Here is a 17,061-nt window from a genome sequence, read left to right as displayed (position 1 = left end):
GCGGCAGCAGCGGCGAGGAGGGTGGCCCGACTTGGTGACACTGCGTCAGGACTGCCCGGGCGGTCACCTCCGATCACTTGAGCCACTTCCTCGCAAAGACAGTGCGTCACTCTCTGACTCGGCTAGACTCTGGGATAAGAACAGAGTACCTATACCGCTAGATGGCTTCGCCAGATAGCGGTCGTCATTTTGGATCCCGGATCATTTCTGGGATAGCAGTTTTCCCCCTCCAAACCTCCGAGAATGCGAGGCTCCGTGACTCAGATGGAATTGCGCCCACATCAGGTTGAGGCCGTCGAAAACGTGGTCCGCATTCTCGGCACTCCACCCGGTGGCCGTATGCCTCCCGAGGGACTGCGGACGCAGATAATCGCAGCCACCGGCTCCGGTAAAACCCTTATCGCCGCCGAATCAGCGCAGCGGCTTTCAGCCCGGCGTGTTCTCGTGTTGGTGCCGACGCTGGACCTGCTGACGCAGATGGCCGGCGCGTGGCGCAGGGCGGGCCGGTCCGGCGCGATGATCGGGGTGTGTTCGCTGCGTGCGGAGGAGAGTCAGGGTCTGCCGTGCACGACGGACCCTGAGGAGCTGGTGGAGTGGCTGCGCGGGTTGGAGACCGTGACGGTGTTCGCCACCTACGCCTCGGTTGGCATGGGGGTTCTTCAGCGGGCGCATGCGGCTGGCCTGGGGGTGTGGAGCCTGATGATCATTGATGAGGCGCACAGGACCAGTGGGGATGGGTTGAAGCCGTGGGCGGCCGTGCACGACCAGGCGCAGCTTCCCGCTGAGCGGCGGTTGTACATGACGGCGACGCCGCGGGTCTGGGAGGCCGAAGGCGAGCGCCCTCGGATGGTGGCGTCGATGGAAGACGGGTCCCCCGTCTTCGGTCCGGTCGCCTACAAGCTGACGCTGTCGGAGGCGGTCGGGCGGGGCATTGTGGCGCCGTATCAGGTGCTGTGCCTCGACGTCCGCGACCCTGACCTGTACGCGGCGCTGACGAGCGAGGACACCGGTTCGGATGCCGTGCGCGGGGCACGCCTGGCGGCGGTGCAGACGGGGCTGATGCGGGCGGCCGTTGAGGAGCGCTTTCGCCGCGTGCTGTCGTTTCACAGTCGGGTGGGTGAGGCGGAGGCGATGGCGGCCTCGGTGCCGGCGACCGCGGCCCGGCTCGCTGAGGCCGATCCCGACACCTACCCGCCCGTGGAGCAGGTATGGGCGGACTGGCTGTACGGCGAGCACGCCCCCGGCCACCGCCGTCAGGTGCTGGATGAATTCGCGTCCGAATTCCTGGGTGGGCCCGATTTTGAGGGTCGTGATGTGCGTGCTGAATTGCGTGTACTTTCTTCAGTTCGTGTTCTCGGTGAAGGTGTAGATACTGCCGAGTGTGATGCAGTGCTCTTTACGGATGCCCGCGGGTCGATGGTCGATATCGTGCAGATGGTCGGGCGCGCACTGCGATTGAACCCGAATCACGGAAAACTCGCCACACTGATCGTTCCGGTATTCCTCGGGCCGGACGAAGATCCGAATGAACTCCTCACCTCTGACGCCTACAACACCCTGTCGAAGATCCTTGGAGCCCTTCGGGCGTACGACTCGGAGCTCATTGAAGCGCTCGCGGATCCTCGGCTGCGCAACAGCCGTCCAGCCGCGGAGTACGCCAGCGAGAGCGCGGAGTTGAGCGAGGGCGAGGCGGACCAGGACGACGTCGACGTCGACGTGGAGCGGGTGTCCGGGCGGGCCGCCGGCGTGCTGCGGTTCAGCGAGGAACGCGACCCGGCCGCCCTGACGCAGTTCGTGCGGCTGCGGGTCATCGACCCCGAGGGCGCCTACTGGCGGCGCGGTATCGAGGCCGCCACACGGTGGCTGCGGGAGACCGGGGAGAGCGAGCTGCGGGTGCCGTTCACGTACGTCACGCCTGAAGACTGGGGAGCGTTGGGCGGGCACCCACTGGGCGTCTTCATCGCGGATCAGCGCCGGTACTACCGCGAGGGCACCCTAGACGCCAGGCGCGTGACCGAGCTGGAAAACCTGGGCATGGTCTGGTCCGTACACGCATCCGCGTGGGAGGCCGGCCTGGACGTCGCCCGCGACTACGCAGCCGTCCACGGCCACTGCCTGCCCGGCGCCACCGTGGTCTGGGACGACTATCCGCTGGGGGTGTTCATGAAAAATGCCCGGGCGGCTGCCAAGCGGGCGCGAGAGAACGCCGTACGGCGCGCGAACGGGGAAACGGGCATCTCCAGCGCTGGGGAGCTCTCACAGAGCCGTATGGAGGCCCTCACGGAGATCGACCCGGGGTGGGCCCCCGAGGGGTGGGATGTCGCCTGGCAGCGTTCGTACCGGCTGCTGCTCGCGCACGTGAAGGCGGGCGGAGCCGTACCGGCCGTACCGGGGGAGGTCGTCGTCCAGGGAGAAGACCTCGCGGTGTGGGTGAGCGCGCAACGAGCCGGATGGGAGCGGCTGGCGCCGGCGCAGCGGTTCTTGGTGGAGAGCGTCGGCGTGGAGCCTTTGGGCGAGGACGGGACGGTGGTGCCAGCGCGGAAGTCGCAGAACGAGCGGTGGGCGGCCAACCTCGCCGCGGTGCGGCAGTTCAGGGAACGCGAGGGCCATGTTCGGGTGCCGAGGAAGGCGATCGAACACGTGGACGGGGTCCCCCACAAGATCGGGGCGTTCCTGGATAACTGCCGGCGGAGGGTCGGGGGGATGTCCGCGGAGCGGCGCGCGGAACTGGCGGCGCTCGGCTTCGAGTGGGCCGTCCTGGAAGGTCGGGCGTGATGTGGGCTGTGCAGGACGTGGCGAGGGATGCGGTCCGGCGTCAGGGCGTGGGGCTGGATCGGGAGCAGGTCGCGGACAAGGTTGCCGAAGCGGCGCGGCGGGAGCGGGAAACGCGCGAGCAACTGCGCGCGCCCGTGGCCGTGTCCGGGCTGCAGGGGCTGGGGGAGGATCCGGAGCGGCTCGCCGCGGTATGGCAGGCCCGGCATGGGGAGTGGCGGCGCGTGGCCGCGCTGATGGACCTGGAGGGGTGGCCGGTCTACAGCCCGGAGCACGACGTTCAGGGCAGTGCGTGGGCGCGCGAGCGGGACGCACGGCGCGACGGTGCTCTCGCCCGTCATGCCGCGTGGCAGCAGGAGCAGCGCGACGCGCGTGACGAGCTGCAGGCGCACGTGTGGCTGTCGGCAGACGTGAGTCGTCGGCTGCGGGAGATCTGTGCCCGTACCGGGCTGCGCCCCGAGCAGCTGCTCGCCCAACTCGCCGACCAGGCCCGGCTGGCCGAGGACGGCACCCTCACCGCCGGCCCGTTCGCGCCACGGTGAACAGTCCGCGCGCACTCGTCACCCTGAGGGGCTGGTAGCCGCACCACGGTGCGGCTCTGCGCCGTGAGGCGTCACATCCGGCGTCCTGCGCCCCATAACGCTTGCAAGGCAGGTAACCGACTCGACAGAACTTCCGTGGCCAGACGCCTAACATCCGCGCTCGATTACGACACAACGCATACGTAGCAACAGTCGTGGTGGATGCGCGGAAGTCACAGGTCTTCCGTAGCGGACAGAGGCCCGGACCACAACGGTCCGGGCCCCGCTCGTGTGCCGGCGAGCAGGCAGCCCGGCCAGGTAACCGACTCGACAGAACCCCCTGAGCGACGACGGTTGCGCGGCTTGGGCTAGCCCACGTCACTGTGCTCCCGCCGCCTTGATCCCTGCTCCTGCGGCATTCGGCTCCCTAACCCGATGAGGACGACGGCCACCGGAGTTGCGCGCCTAGCCCCGCGCTCCGGCACCGTGCTCCCGCCAAGAATTCGCCGCCGCCTGTGCTGTCCGTGTCGCCACCCGCAGCCCAACGGGTGAAAGACCCCCTGCCCCTGAAGCTTGGAGACTCCGTGCCCGCCGCCCTCATCGCCGCCCTGGCTCCGACCGGAACCCTCGCGTTCGTCGCCCTCATCGTGTGGCGCCTCTTCCCGGGCGGAGTCCCCGGGACGCTCACCGCCTGGACGCAGTACCGCACGACCACCACGGCGCGGACGAAGGCCCTGGATCCGGATGAGAGAACGAGCCGCATCGGTATGGAGATGCTGCGTCTGTCATACGGGACGGACGCCGGGCCGGATCCCCAGACCACGCCCGCTGCCCCAGAGCAGCCGCCCGCCAGTCCAGGCGATCCCCCGCCCTGAACGGGCCGTGGCGGGCCCTCCTGGCCCCTGGTCGGGCCGACCACGGGCCAGACCACGGGCGCGACGGGGGAGTTGACAGGCTTGCGGGCGTGGACGTCGTCGGCCAGTTCTCGGTGACTGTTTCTGAACCTGGTCCACCAAAGATCCCGTAGCGCGATGTACTCGTTTCAGGGGGGGCTTCCGCGCGTGTACCCCTCCGCCAGGGACGCTGTCCGCGATGATCACTTAGTCCGATTCACATGATCGGTGTCCGGCTCCATCAAGGAGGGCTGCATGAACCCGAGCTACGTCGAGAAGCGCGTGAAGGAGATCCTCACCCAGGAAATGGGCGATGCCGCGCCGAAGGAAATCAACAACCGCATGTTGCTCAGTTACTTGGATTTTGACGAGCTGAGCGTGACGGAGCTGGTCATGCAATTCGAGGAGGAGTTCGCAATGGAGATGGAGGAGGAGGAGTTCAACAAGTGCGTCATCGTCCAGGACCTCATTGACCTCATCATGGGTGGACCTCATCACGGGTGACTGAAGTCGACGACGGGGCGGGTGCCGGCCGCCGCAGAGCTTCATGCTGGTGTGGATGGTGTAATGCTGGCGCGAAGCCGAAAGGTGGCCCAGCCCTGGAGCGCTTCGCCTACTCAGCAGGGTCCTCGTCCGTGTGCCGGACCGCCTTCTTCACGGCCTGCTCCAGCTCGTACCTGAACGGGCCGTGGCGGGCCCTCCTGGCCCCTGGTCGGGCCGACCACGGGCCAGACCACGGGCGCGACCGGGGAGTTGACAGGCTTGCGGGCGTGGACGTCGTCGGCCAGTTCTAGGCGGTCACGTCGTCGGCGGGCGCCGCAAGAGGGCCTTGAGCAAGCCCGTGGGCTGCTGGGCGAGGTCGATACGGCACAGAGGGCAGTGCCGGCCGTCCTCGGGTGGGGCGTCGTCGAAGCTCACGCCGGTCGGGCCGGTGACGGGCTGCCCGCATCGCGCGCAGGGAACGGGCGGCTCAGGAGCAGGGGTGGGGACAGGAGCTGGGATGGTGTTGGTCGTCCACGGGCTGCGGGCTTGCGCCTGCTCTCGCTCCTGGCGTTCTTGTTCCTGCCGCTTGCGGCGGCGTTCGTCGTCGCGTCGCAGCCAGGCGTCATGGTCGTCGGGGTTGGCCAGCGCGTCGGTGAGGGTTTCCCACTGGCGGTGTCCGCAGCGCCACCACACCGCCTCCAGCGGCCCGTCCGATTGCAGGCGCGGCAGGGTGGTGAAGAGGAGCGGGATGGCGTCCGTGTAGTCCTGGTAGCCGTCCCGCTCGCTCAGGATGATGCTCATGTTCTCGTACCGGCCGGACCACACGTCGCGGGTCAGGTCCAGGACCCGGTTCATCCGGTTCTTCAGCGCCTCCTGCCCAGCACGGACTCCCGGGTTGAACACCACCACGACCGGCGGGTGCCCCTCGCGGCCGGTAGGCGGGTACAGGGAGCGCCAGGCCGGAATCTCACGGCCCTGGGCGTCTTTGGTCGTGCGGCGGAAGTAGTCGCGGTAGCGGTCGAACTTGGCTGCCAGGCGCTCCGGGCTCTCCGTGCAGTTGTCGACCTCCACCAGCAGCACCGGCACGCCTGCGTCCGGGGCGAGCAGCACCACGTCGGTCTGGACCGTCGACCGGCCCCGGGTGCCGCCGGACAGCACGTGCACCACCTCCGTCGACCAGGACGCGGGAGTGCCGATCCCGGCCGGCTCCCACGCTGCTGTCTCTTGAGGGGGCGTCACCGGGGCGGCGCCGGTACGTCGTACGGGCCGGGTCGGCTCCGGGACGGTGCGGGTGATGGCAATGACCGTCTCGTTCACGGCCATGGCGTGCGGGGCCCCCGAGCGGGCCGCGCCCCGGGCGGTGCCGCCCATCTCCCCGACCGGACGCGAGAGAACCTCAGCCGCGGCGTCCAGACCGAGCGGAGTCAGGCCCCACAGCTTGGAGCCGTCCCGCGCGTTGCCCTCCGAGAGAACCAGCCCGTGCATCGCGAGATCCAGACAGGCGTTGCGCACCGCCTTGTTGTCCTTGTGGCCCGGGCACATCAGCCGCCGGATTTGATCGGCGCTGGCGACCTTCAGCACGCCCAGCGCGGCGAGGACGTGCGCGCGTACCGCTCCGGTGGATCCGTACGGGTAGGTCTTCGAGCCGCCCACCGCTGCCCCTCCCTGCCTCTTGCGCAGCTCTCGTGGCTGCGCAGCCTCGGGCCCGGCGGCGCGGGGCCCGCAAGCGCCGCGCAAGCCTCCCCGAGGCTCTCGACTTCCGCCCGCCCCCACCCCTACCACCCACCACTGACACATAAAGGTTCGGGGAGAGGAGAGAGAAGAGGGTTGTCGAGGCCGTTGGTTGGGCTTGCCCGCGTGCTCTGAACAGGCAAAACCATGCGCATGCTGCATGAGCAGGCGGTAGGGGGTTCGGTTGGGAACCCGGTAGGGGAAACGGTAGGGAGCTTGCCCCCCTTGCCCGCAGCCCTGAACGGCACCAGCGCAATCATCGCGCGGCTGCGCGGATCACAGGATCGAGCCCTAGAGGTCTCACTCCTGTGGGCTCTCGCCTGTCCGTCCCGCCTGCTAGGTTTCGCCCACTTACTGCACGCGACAAACAGGGAAGATTGTGGCACTCGTTGACGAGATCACGGATGCAGTCACGAAAGTGGTCTGCTCCGACTGGGATAGCCGCAAAGGCACAACTGTCCCCACTACAGGCACTGTGGCCTTGAAAAACGGAGCCGTCGAGCTCGATGCCGTGTACCTCTATGCGGACTTGGCGGACTCTACTGGGTTGGCAAGGGACTTCAGTCGCACTACTGCGGCGAAGGTCATCCGCGCCTACCTGGATGCCACTTGCAAGGTCATCCGAGCATGCGGTGGCGAGATCCGCAGCTTTGACGGCGATCGGGTCATGGCAATCTTCATGGGAGGTACAAAGAACACGGACGCAGCTGACTGCGCACTGAAGATCCACTACGTTGTGGAGAAGATTGTCCGCCCCAAGGTGGAGGCCAACCTCAGCTCGATCGCAAGCAAGGGCTTCCAGATCAAGCACTGTGTCGGAGTCGACACTGGTAAGGCTCTCGTCGTGCGAGGAGGCGTGCGAGGAAGTAATGATCTTGTATCGATCGGACGTGCTCCCAACGTAGCGGCCAAGCTCAGCGACATCCGCAACGGAGCGATCCGCAGCTACATCACGGCGGACGTCTTCAACAAGATGCTGGACAAGGCCAAGTTCAGCAGCGGCACCGAGAAGAAGCTCATGTGGGAGGGCCCCTTCTCCCGAGAAGTAGGAGGACAGAAGATCGACGTGTACAGATCCTCTTGGTGGAGAACCCCGTGAATCAGCACAGCACACCCGTGAACCAGCACAGCACACCAGAGGAGACGGCTTGGCGCATCCATGCCGCCTTGGGTGAGTGGACAGGCCGCGTGGATGCAAAGGCCTCGTTCGCGCTGACCTTGGAGTCTGCTGCTCTGGCAGGCATCGTGGCCCTCTCCGACAAGAACCGCCTCTTCGCCAATCTCACTGGGTTCAGCGCACGCGGCCCTCTCTGGGCCGGAGTGGTCTTGATCTTGGCAGGAGCAGTCCTCTCGATCCTTGTCGTCGTTCCCAGGCTCCGCTGTAAAAACGTCCTCAAGTGCGAGTCGCCAGACAACTTCATCTACTTCGGTCATCTGCAGTTCTGGGATCCCGCAGCTCTTGCTCAGAAGATCGAGCAGACGGAGATGCTGCCGGTGCTCTCCAATCAGCTCGTCAACATGAGCAAGATCGCCTGGCGCAAGCACCGTTTCGTCCAGTGGTCCTTTCTACTGTCTGCACTGGGCGGCATCCTGGTTTTCATCGCTGGCGCTAGAGCTTGACAGTCGGCAGGCCGCCGGGATGACGAACTGTCACGGTGGCCTGCAAGGCCGCCGTGGACGTCACACGATCCCCCAGGTGTACGAACTGCGGTATGTGATCATTCGTTCGCCGCCGACCTCCGTTACGAAACGCCGCCACATGTCGCTGCCATCGTTATCGAACTTGGACGGGTCCAGGAGCGATTGGTAGACCGACTCAGTGATGTACGTGCGGTAGTAGTACTCCGCATCGCGGATGTCGCTCAGTTTGGCAGCCACGTTGGGAGCGCGGCCGATCGAGACGAGGTCGCTTGTCCCTCTGACGCCTGCTCTCGTGACATAGGCCTCGCCAGAGGCGATGCCCATGTTCATGCGCACCGCGAACTCAGCCCTCTCAAGATCGGGGAGCTCTGCGTACAGCGAAGGCTGCACCATGTACTGCATCGCGTAATTAATCTTCAGGGCGCACTCAGCTGCGGTCGTGTTCCTCGCGCCCTCCAAGAAGATGGCCATCACACGGTCACCGTCGTAGCTACGAATCTCGCCACCGTAAGACTTGATGATCGTCGAGGCCGTTCGCAGTGCAGCACGAATGACTTTGCCTGCGGTCTGCCAGGAGAAGTCACGCGCTAGCTTCGTGGAGCCGATCAGGTCGGCGTAAAAGTAGACGGCATCAAGCTTCACGGCATCGTTTGGGAAGAGTTTCACGTCTTCAGGCTCTGGCACCACTCTGCCGTTCCGAACACTCCAGGGCGTGCCCACGAGCTCACCCAAGTCACCCCAGATCTGGGCTCCAAGAGACATCGGCCCACCTCATCCCCCTCCATGAACAGGCGTGACGGTAGCAGCAGGCGCTGACAAGGCGGCTACTGAAAAAGAGGGGCGTCTTCATAACATCTCGTCACCCCGGGCATGATCGCGCCGTGGTCAGCCGCTGGGTGGCTTTGTTCATGGGTTTCGACAGAGGTCGTTCAGTGAGCCATTTCCAACCTCACGCTGAAGCGTGGTGAAGGGCAGGGGATACGCGGACGATCGTGGTGATGCGATGCCACCAGCCGGAGCGGGCGCGCCCCGGTCCGCTGCCCGCACCTCCAATCCTCGCCCCGCGTCTCGCGCCCCTAGGCCAGGCGGCGCCACCACCTTCCGCCCAGGGCTCGTTCCGGAATTCTGCATCGGGCCCCGCAGGCGGGCGCGTGGTGCCCCCGCAACACGCCTTGCAAGAATGCGTCCTGCACGCATGCTTCGATGGGGAGTGGGTTCGTTGGTCTGGTTCGCGGAGAGATTCCTCTGGGACGGGGAGCGCCCTGAGTGGACGTGGGTCCCATTGAAGTCCGTGGGACCCATACGGTTCGGTCAGAGCAAGGAGGAAGTGTCAGCCGCTCTGGGCGAGCCGATCACGGGGTGGGGCGAGATGTATGCGCGTTGGTATCCCTTCTCCGGAGTTGGCGTCGACACCTACTACGACCAGGAGACCCAGACCCTGGCTGCAGTAGCTGTCGACGCCTGCAGGGGCCCCCAGGTCAGCCTCGACGGCACTCCTCTGGTTGGCCGGCTGCTCGGAACTTGAACCCTGGCTCGAGAAGACCTCGTCAACACTTGAGGATCCGACCCTGCCCGAGTACGTCGACGGACTGCGCTTCGGGCCCCGCGGGGAGCCGTATCTCCTCAGTCTGGGATTGATCCTGCGCTGCCAGCAGAACGGTGACCACGCTCGCTGTCGCCCAGTGTTCCTTGCTCCCCAGTGGGCCATGCGAGGCCAGGAATGGATCGAGGACTTGATCCCCGATACGGAATGGCTGACGTATTAAACCCTTGCGTGACGGGTGATCGGGCCGGCAGCCCCGGCGGCGGGCCTGAAGAATGCTCCTGGTAGACGGGTCCACGACCAAGATCACCAGTCCGTCAGGAGTTTTCGCGTGCTCGTCTACCCGTCCGGTATTGATCTGTCCAGCCGTGCACTACAGCACGTCGCCGGTCTCCTCGCAGGTCACCGCCGTCGGATCGGCTCCCGATGGCGTCGCCTCACCTGTGGCCGGCAGGCCCTACTCGTCCTGGCGCACCTGCGCTGCGGCGACACCTACGCCCGTCTCGCAGCGGGTTTCCGCATCGGGATCGCGACGGTCTACCGGTACATACGCGAGGCCGTTGACCTCATGGCCGCTCTCGCACCCACGCTGGACCAGGCCATGACGGCCGTACGGAAGAAGGCGTACGTGATTCTCGACGGCACCGTGCTGCCGATCGACCGCATCGCTGCCGACCAGCCGTACTACTCGGGGAAGAAGAAACACCACGGGATGAACCTGCAGGTCCTCGCGGATCCAGCCGGCCGTCTGATCTGGGCCTCGGACGCGTTACCCGGAGCCGTGCACGACCTGGCCGCAGCCCGGACCCACGGCATTCCCGCCGCCCTGACCGCCGACGACATCAAGTGCTGGGCGGACAAGGCGTATCAGGGCGCAGGCCCTGCTGTCCGCGTCCCGTTCCGGGGCAAGGATCTGCGCGGCTGGCGCCAGCGTCACAACTGCGATCATGCCCGGATCCGCAGCCTCGGCGAACGTGCCATGGCCACCCTCAAATGCTGGCGGCTCCTGCGGAAGCTCCGCTGCAGCACCAACAGGACCACCGCCGTCGTCCGTGCCGTCGTCGCCCTCGAACTCGCAACCTGATCAGGATGGAAAAGGCTCAGTACTTCGGGAGGCACCCGCGCAGCGGCACGTTCGATGTTCACGAGAAGCGACAGCACCCGAGCTCGGCGATGAGGTCGTTGCCGCACCGGGTGGATCCTGCGAGCTACTGGATGCTCCAGCGGTGTGGATGGTCGGGATCGGTGAGGCAAGCGAAGACGTTGAGCTCGCCGGAGCGTCCCACGGTGACCTCGGTGGGTGTGGCGTGCTGATGGGCGGGAAGGTCTCGATCCTCCATAGGCTTCCAGCTGCCGCTGCCGCCGTCCCACTCCGAGCTGTCGATGGTCAGCAGCAGGTGCATCGGCGTCCTGCAGGTCTGGCAGTCCATGGGGTACGGGTCGGTGGTGTGCCAGGAGGCGAAGCCGCCGACGCGCCAGCCGGGCGGGATGGACAGGTCGTACTGGTAGCCGAGCGGCTCGGGCGTGTTCTCGTCAGCCGACTGCTCGGCCTCTTCCTCAAGGGCTTCCTCCCAGGCATCGATCCGGGTGCAGAGGTCTTCGGGCAGGAGGCCGGCGAACGGGTACGTGGTCACCTGCTCCGGGTGCAGGACGCAGGGCTCGGGTACGAATCCGTCGTACCCGACGACCAGCGGTTGCGGGGGCGCTGCCAATACCTCGCCGACCTCCCAGGACCGTCGCCAAAGTAGGCGCAGCTCCAGGTCGTACCGCCCCGGGCCGTGTGCGTCGAACGGGCACCAGAACACCTGGAGCAGGTCGCAGTCGCCCGGCCCCGCTGGAAGGTCCGGAACATCCCGCTGGTACAGCTGCGCGAGGCCGATCATCGGCAGCGGGTCCGTCTCCGACACCTCGGGAAACCGGCGCTCCAGGCGCAGCTCGCCAAGCAGTCTGCGCTCCTCATCCGTGGGGCCCGGGTTCTCCTCCCGGGCCCATGCCGCAGACAGAACCCGCCGGTAGCGGTGGATGTCGGCCGGGCGGCGCCCCCTCCCGCGGCCGTGGGCCTGACCGCACACCGGCCACGGTTCGTCCGCCGGCCACAAGATGGGACCGCCCACCGAGCTGCCCGAGACTGTCGGGCTACCCGGACGCGGGTGCAGGCGCGTCGTCGTACCGCGGTAGGCGGCCAGTTCCGGGAAGAGCCCCTCGACATCGAGCGGGCGCGGGGGCGTGGTCCTCGTCATAGAACGCGACCCTAGACACCCGACGGCCTCGGCCAGCGAGCACCCCGGCAGCAAACTCTCCATGGCGGTACGGCTGTCGAAACCCGTGAACATTTCGAATCCCTCGTGGGCGTCGACTGCCTCCCAAACCGGTGTATATCCGCTGCCCGTTCTCGCGGACAGAGCCAGTTGGTCACAGCCTTGAACACGGCGCAGCAGGTACAGCTTCGGCTGCGGTGCTTCCTTCGCGTTGCACCAGTAGTCGACTCTCATTGATGGACCAGTTCCACCAAGCCCGGCGTGCTTTCCCCGGAAGTCCTGGCGAATGTGGCACGCTCCACCGAGTAACCAGGGCGAACAAAGGTTGCATTTTGTGAGAGGAAAGCCTGCGTGGTGGAGAGAGGCTGACTCCTGGGTTCGGCGTGTGTGCGGGTGGTCCTGGGGGTTGGCAATCCTCGCCCTTCCAGTCGGCTTGTGGGGTGATCTGCACTGCTGGTGGGATGACTGGCCCGTGGGCACCAACCTTGTCTCCGGTCTCATTGGATTCCTCGTCGGAGTGCCGTTCGCCCTGATTTTCGTGCCGCACCTCGCCGCACGGCAGGCTCAGACGATGGGGCGCGCGGCGGCGCTGAGGCAGGCACCTGTGCTGGTCAGCCAGTTCAGGGACACGCTGCTGGGAGGGTTCCCCTCGGACACTTCCGGCGGGGCCCGAGAGCGGCTCAAAGTCCTTCTGACTGCGTCTAAGGCCTTGAGTTTCGCTGCGAAGCCACAGCCAGGAGAGATCCGAGGCCCGGGGTCGTCGCACCTGGCAGATCAGATCGACGAGGTCAACCGTGCGCTGGAGCAGGCCTTCGTCGTCAAGGCGCGCAACTCACAGCAGAAAGTGTGGTTCGCCGAGCTCAGGGCGTACTGGCGGCAGCTGGAGACGGTGCTGGGGCCACACCTCTACGACGTCGGTCTCAGGCCGGAGCAGCCGGTGCAGATCGAAGCCGCACTGACGAAACTGACAGCAGACCGCGATACACCATTCCTCCGGATGACTGGAGGCTCAAGCGTGCCTCCAGCCCAGTTACGGATGCTGGCTTCAGCGATGATCAACAGCGTCGGGGCCCTACTCTATCTGCTCGATCAGCTGGACGATCTAGAGCGCATCGGCCGAGCGTCAGCATCCTGAACCATGCACCGGGCTGCCGGCCCACGCATCTCCGTCCCGGCCGCCGTCGTTCTCCGCCAGGGCGGCGGCGTGGCACTCGTTCACCTGAGCTACTGCCGTGCTGGGTGCTGGACCTCCATGATGTCGGGATGAACCTGCCGTCCGGAGTGCCAGTGTTCAAGCTGCAGGATGCCATCGCAGAGGCTCTGTGGGCTCACGTAAAGGCTCAACGGCTTGCGGCCGTGTGCGAGTACCTGGGGCTCGCCCCGCAGCAGCCAGACGAAGATCCGTACAACAGCAAGAGGTCCTATGTTCACGCCCGGCTGGAGGACAAGCCGCTCCCCGATCTGATGGCGATAGCCCGTCGGGTGGTCGATGAATACGGCGACGACGGCCTGCGGCAGTTGCTGGCCCAGATGGGGCTGCACGGCGTCGCGGGGGATTTGAAGAACCTCATCTTCGCGGCCGACGGCCCCAAACCGCAGATCGTGCTGCCGGACTCCATCAGCAACACCATCCGCATCGTCAAGAACGAGCAGTACTGCCTGGTGTACGACCAGCCGCTGGAGGACCGCGGGCTGAGCTGGCAGGACTTGGTCACCTGGTGGGTCCGTCAGCATCCCGAGCACTCTGGTGACCCGACACAGGCGCGGATCTCTCTGAGGGAGCGGTTGCGGCGCTCGCTGAACAGCAACGGTGCTGAACTGCTGGTGTTCGACACCTACCTCAATCTCGGCTTCGACTTCCCGGCACTCATTCCCCAGGTCTACCTCCACTACGACCCCTACACCAAGAGCGAGTTGGGCGGGGCCAGCCGCCTTGCCCGGCAGAGGATGGACTTCCTGCTGCTGATGAACCATCAGGCCCGCGCGGTCATCGAGATCGACGGCGTCCAGCACTATGCCCGCCCTGCCGACCGCGATGCGGCGCAGCAGCCCGGTGCGGGCTGTCTTGCTGATCCTGCGCGCTACGCCTCGATGGTGGCGGAGGACCGCGAGCTCACGCTCCAGGGCTATGAGGTCTACCGCATCGGTGGCCATGAACTGTGCGACGACACAGCTGCCGACATGCTCAGTGCCCGTTTCTGAAGTCTCTGAAGTGATATTCGGGCGGGCCTAGCCTGGTCATGTGGCCAATCGTGACAGCCGGGCACTCGTCCGGTACTGCCCGGCCTGTGGCGAGCGGCTCGGACCTGATGCCAGTCCACGGGCCCGATTCTGTTCGGAGGTGTGTCGTTCCAGGCAGTGGCATCAGGCCCGCCGGGTGCGGGCGAGAGTGACGGCCCTGCGGGACAACCTGGATACGGCCGAGTGTCCATCGTGCGGGGCACAGTGGACTCCGGGGGTGGAGCACCCGGCGGGGACGGTCTACTGCTCACCGAAGTGCCGGACGAGAGCCTGGCGGCAGCGACAGGTGAGCGTTCAGAACAGCGTCAAGGTGACGCTGTTCTGAACGCTCACCTGTCCAACTCCTATTGGTTCGTCCGAAGTTGAAGCCAGAGCCTTGTTGACGATCTCGCGGCGGGAGGACGCTCCAACGGAGCAAGGGGGCTGTGGGTTCCTTGCGGCCCGGAGTGCCGCACCCGGCCCCGTGAAGGGGTGGTGGCCACCGTGTCCGAGAACGTCGGCCAGGTCACGCGGCAACGCTACGAGGAGATCGTCTCCGGGGACCGGCAGCTGGTCGCCCAGATGGGGCGGGCGATGTTCACGATCGGCGATCACGCAGTGGAGATCGAGCCGATGAGGCCGCAAGGCGGTTCGACCTCGCACAGCGACGAGCTGTTCGGCGTCTACGCGTCGTTGCAGATCTACGCCGACGACATCGGGTTGTCGCTGAGTACGGTTCTCAACTACCGCTTCACCTCGCACCGTTGGCCCGCCGGGCGGCGCCGCGAAGGCGTCTCGCACAAGGTCCACTCGATCCTGGCGTCGGTTCAGGACGATGCCGAGCGGTTCAAGGCGATCGACGACCCGCCGGTCGACGACGTGACCGGGACGCGTAGATGGACGACGAACCTGGCCAAGAAGCACGTCGGCCGCCGGCCTGACCGGCCGGGGACGGTCCAGGAGAAGGTGGAGCGCGTCCACGACCTGGCCGCGGACGAGGAGGTCGCGGTGGAGGTGACGCGGGACGTGCTGCGCCGTCCGCAGGTCGCCGCCCGGCTGATGGAGGACACCGCCGTCAGGCAGGCGGTCAACGACGCTCAGCGGCCCGAGCACCGCGCGGAGGCCATGCAGTCCCTGGTCAAGGACGACGCTGCGGCAGCGAGGATGGCCTCCGACGTGCTGCGCCGTCCCGAGGTCGCCGCGCGGGTCGCGGCCGACGACCGAGCACGGCACATGGTCAACCGGGCCCAGGCTGACCGTTCCCGCCAGCAGGCCGAGGCATTCCGCCGCACCTCGCCGGTCGGCCCGTCGGTGAGGAGGATCGAGCGGACCGAGGAGTTCGTCGACCTGCTCGGCGCGTTCCACCGGTTCGTACGCGAGGCGTCCAGGGCGGTGCCGAAGATGCGCGACCGGGAGTGGTCGGGGGACGAGCGCGAGGTGCTGCTGTCGAACATCGCCCGCACCCGCGCGACGCTCGACTGGATGGAGACCGCGGTCTCCACCGGCCGGGTCGACATGGACGAGGAACTCGCCCGCATCCTGCGGGGTGAGTGACCGTGCGCAAGCGCTCCCCGGCAGCGGAGCGTCATGCCGAGTTCATCCACATCGCGCTGATGGAAGCCGCTCCTGCGGGGCTGCCCCTCAAACGGCTGATGGGTGCCTGCGAGCTGAGCAAGTACCAGACCCGCAGCGGTCTGGCGGCCCTGCGGGACCTGTGCGGTGAGCGTGAGTGGCCCCCGCTGATCTGGACCCGTGAGACCGGCTACCACTTCGCGGCGAGCGAGGAGGAGCTCGAAGTGTGGGAGAGGGTCTGGATCAGCGAGAAGCTCACCCAGTTCCGTCGGATGATCACCGGCACGCTGGCGCCGCACCTCGCGCTTTACCCCGGGAGCCGGTGGGCGAACTATCTGAACACGCAGATCAGAGCGGTGGAGGCCAGCCTGGAGATGGCGGCTTCGCAGACCAGCTGACTCTCATATCCGGGGCGCCGACTCTTCAACGGAAGGAAAGGATCGGGGGTGCTGGCCGGCTCCCTCCTCGCGCCAGACGGCCAGCACTCCCTCCCCTTCCTATGCGCCGACGTCGCTACCCGTCCGACATGACGGGCGCCGAGTGGGCCCTGATCGAGGCCCTGTTACCCCCAGCGGCCTGCGAGATCGGCCGCGGGCGGCCGGAGAAACACCCCCGCCGCGAGATCATCGACGGCATCCGTTACCTCGTGGATAACGGGATCAAGTGGAGGGCGATGCCCTCCGACTTCCCGCCTTGGCGGACGATCTACGGATTCGCCCGCCGCTGGGGTGCCGCCGGCGTCATCAACCTCGTCCGTGACCAACTTCGCAGACGAGTACGGCTCAGCAGCGGCAAGACCCCGCAGGCCGCCGCGGTGATCGTGGATTCCCAGAGCGTGAAGGCGTCCGAGACCGTCAGCAGGGACAGCCGCGGTTACGACGCCGGGAAGAAAATCAATGGCCGCAAGCGCCACATCGTCGTCGACACCCGTGGCCTGGTCCTGCTCGTCATGGTCACCCCGGCCGATGTCACCGACCGGAACGCGGCCAAGGAGGCCTTCTTCCGGCTCCACCTGATGCATCCCGAGATCGCGATCGTCTGGGCGGACTCCGCCTACGCGGGCGGGCTGGTCGACTGGGCGAAGGAACGTCTCGACATCAAAATCAAAACGGTCCGGCGCCCGCCGGAGGCCAAGGGCTTCGTCGTCCTGCCGCGCCGCTGGGTGGTCGAGAGGTCGCTTTCGTGGATCATGCGGGCCCGTCGCCACTGCCGGGATCATGAGAGGTTGCCGCAGGTCAGCGAGACACTCATCACCTGGGCGGCCATCACCCTGATGACCCGACGGCTCACCCGAAAGCCGACACGCCAGCCCACACGGGCATCGACCGCCGCGACCGTGATGGCGGCGGCTGCCTGACCACCGTCCATCTCATCGCCGTCACACCGACGTGCCCAGGATCGCCCGGGGAGCATCCGCCTGGCTGCGA

Annotated in this window: 15 protein-coding genes; 12 read left to right on the top strand and 3 right to left on the bottom strand. The window is 66.7% G+C overall.

The window, feature by feature from the left end; all coding sequences use genetic code 11:
- The first annotated feature begins 264 nt into the window (after positions 1-264).
- The 4 genes from AQJ54_RS42730 (at position 265) to AQJ54_RS42715 (ending at position 4,690) form a co-directional block, all read left to right on the top strand.
- Positions 265-2,775: a DEAD/DEAH box helicase gene (locus AQJ54_RS42730; protein ID WP_079070329.1), complete on the top strand. Its 2,511-nt coding sequence runs from the start codon at positions 265-267 to the stop codon at positions 2,773-2,775.
- Positions 2,775-3,314, top strand: coding sequence for a hypothetical protein (locus tag AQJ54_RS42725; RefSeq protein ID WP_062247023.1), 540 nt, complete (start codon positions 2,775-2,777; stop codon positions 3,312-3,314). The genes AQJ54_RS42730 and AQJ54_RS42725 overlap by 1 nt, the downstream gene beginning before the upstream one ends.
- A gap of 563 nt (positions 3,315-3,877) precedes the next feature.
- Entirely contained in the window at positions 3,878-4,168 is a 291-nt protein-coding gene (locus AQJ54_RS42720; protein ID WP_062247012.1) for a hypothetical protein, read from the top strand.
- 273 nt (positions 4,169-4,441) lie between these two features.
- Entirely contained in the window at positions 4,442-4,690 is a 249-nt protein-coding gene (locus tag AQJ54_RS42715; protein ID WP_062247010.1) for a phosphopantetheine-binding protein, read from the top strand.
- Positions 4,691-4,984: 294 nt separating this feature from the next.
- On the opposite strand, the gene AQJ54_RS42710 is transcribed toward AQJ54_RS42715, so the two are convergent.
- Positions 4,985-6,322 (bottom strand): replication-relaxation family protein, encoded by a 1,338-nt coding sequence (locus AQJ54_RS42710; RefSeq protein WP_062247007.1) that lies wholly within the window; start codon positions 6,320-6,322, stop codon positions 4,985-4,987.
- A 457-nt stretch (positions 6,323-6,779) separates the two neighbouring features.
- On the opposite strand from AQJ54_RS42710, the gene AQJ54_RS42705 reads away from it, so the two are divergent.
- Both AQJ54_RS42705 and AQJ54_RS42700 read left to right on the top strand, forming a co-directional pair.
- A complete protein-coding gene (locus AQJ54_RS42705) occupies positions 6,780-7,499 on the top strand; it encodes an adenylate/guanylate cyclase domain-containing protein (protein WP_063806529.1) in 720 nt (239 codons plus the stop codon).
- Positions 7,496-8,020: a Pycsar system effector family protein gene (locus AQJ54_RS42700; RefSeq protein ID WP_211278660.1), complete on the top strand. Its 525-nt coding sequence runs from the start codon at positions 7,496-7,498 to the stop codon at positions 8,018-8,020. The genes AQJ54_RS42705 and AQJ54_RS42700 overlap by 4 nt, the downstream gene beginning before the upstream one ends.
- Positions 8,021-8,080: 60 nt before the next feature.
- Here the strand turns inward: AQJ54_RS42700 and AQJ54_RS42695 are convergent, their stop codons facing one another.
- Positions 8,081-8,803, bottom strand: a complete 723-nt coding sequence (locus tag AQJ54_RS42695) for an adenylate/guanylate cyclase domain-containing protein (protein ID WP_062247003.1) — start codon at positions 8,801-8,803, stop codon at positions 8,081-8,083.
- A 1,112-nt stretch (positions 8,804-9,915) separates the two neighbouring features.
- Here AQJ54_RS42695 and AQJ54_RS42685 point away from each other — a divergent pair.
- Positions 9,916-10,668: an IS5/IS1182 family transposase gene (locus AQJ54_RS42685; RefSeq protein ID WP_062246999.1), complete on the top strand. Its 753-nt coding sequence runs from the start codon at positions 9,916-9,918 to the stop codon at positions 10,666-10,668.
- 124 nt (positions 10,669-10,792) lie between these two features.
- On the opposite strand, the gene AQJ54_RS42680 is transcribed toward AQJ54_RS42685, so the two are convergent.
- Positions 10,793-11,824 (bottom strand): hypothetical protein, encoded by a 1,032-nt coding sequence (locus AQJ54_RS42680; RefSeq protein WP_062247020.1) that lies wholly within the window; start codon positions 11,822-11,824, stop codon positions 10,793-10,795.
- Between the two features lie 490 nt (positions 11,825-12,314).
- On the opposite strand from AQJ54_RS42680, the gene AQJ54_RS42675 reads away from it, so the two are divergent.
- The 5 genes from AQJ54_RS42675 (at position 12,315) to AQJ54_RS42655 (ending at position 16,991) form a co-directional block, all read left to right on the top strand.
- Positions 12,315-12,977 carry a hypothetical protein gene (locus AQJ54_RS42675; protein WP_062246997.1) on the top strand — a complete coding sequence of 221 codons (663 nt, stop codon included), beginning with the start codon at positions 12,315-12,317 and terminating at the stop codon, positions 12,975-12,977.
- A gap of 128 nt (positions 12,978-13,105) precedes the next feature.
- Positions 13,106-14,044 (top strand): hypothetical protein, encoded by a 939-nt coding sequence (locus AQJ54_RS42670; protein ID WP_159055673.1) that lies wholly within the window; start codon positions 13,106-13,108, stop codon positions 14,042-14,044.
- Between the two features lie 522 nt (positions 14,045-14,566).
- Positions 14,567-15,616: a DUF6192 family protein gene (locus AQJ54_RS42665; protein WP_346265494.1), complete on the top strand. Its 1,050-nt coding sequence runs from the start codon at positions 14,567-14,569 to the stop codon at positions 15,614-15,616.
- 2 nt (positions 15,617-15,618) lie between these two features.
- Positions 15,619-16,032 carry a RacP protein gene (locus AQJ54_RS42660; RefSeq protein ID WP_248845603.1) on the top strand — a complete coding sequence of 138 codons (414 nt, stop codon included), beginning with the start codon at positions 15,619-15,621 and terminating at the stop codon, positions 16,030-16,032.
- Positions 16,033-16,133: 101 nt separating this feature from the next.
- A complete protein-coding gene (locus tag AQJ54_RS42655; protein ID WP_062246989.1) occupies positions 16,134-16,991 on the top strand; it encodes an IS5 family transposase in 858 nt (285 codons plus the stop codon).
- Positions 16,992-17,061: the final 70 nt, after the last annotated feature.

Source organism: Streptomyces griseorubiginosus (genome assembly GCF_001514195.1).
Classification (GTDB): Bacteria; Actinomycetota; Actinomycetes; order Streptomycetales; family Streptomycetaceae; genus Streptomyces; species Streptomyces griseorubiginosus.
The sequence above is the reverse complement of the archived record's forward strand: the minus strand, read 5'-3'. Positions and strand labels throughout refer to the sequence as shown.

Excerpts from the sequence above, each read along its gene's own strand:
- AQJ54_RS42680 (WP_062247020.1), bottom strand. The coding sequence starts at position 11,824 with ATGACGAGGACCACGCCCCCGCGCCCGCTCGATGTCGAGGGGCTCTTC.
- AQJ54_RS42730 (WP_079070329.1), top strand. The coding sequence starts at position 265 with ATGGAATTGCGCCCACATCAGGTTGAGGCCGTCGAAAACGTGGTCCGC.
- AQJ54_RS42725 (WP_062247023.1), top strand. The coding sequence starts at position 2,775 with ATGTGGGCTGTGCAGGACGTGGCGAGGGATGCGGTCCGGCGTCAGGGC.
- AQJ54_RS42655 (WP_062246989.1), top strand. The coding sequence starts at position 16,134 with ATGCGCCGACGTCGCTACCCGTCCGACATGACGGGCGCCGAGTGGGCC.
- AQJ54_RS42695 (WP_062247003.1), bottom strand. The coding sequence starts at position 8,803 with ATGTCTCTTGGAGCCCAGATCTGGGGTGACTTGGGTGAGCTCGTGGGC.
- AQJ54_RS42715 (WP_062247010.1), top strand. The coding sequence starts at position 4,442 with ATGAACCCGAGCTACGTCGAGAAGCGCGTGAAGGAGATCCTCACCCAG.
- AQJ54_RS42670 (WP_159055673.1), top strand. The coding sequence starts at position 13,106 with ATGAACCTGCCGTCCGGAGTGCCAGTGTTCAAGCTGCAGGATGCCATC.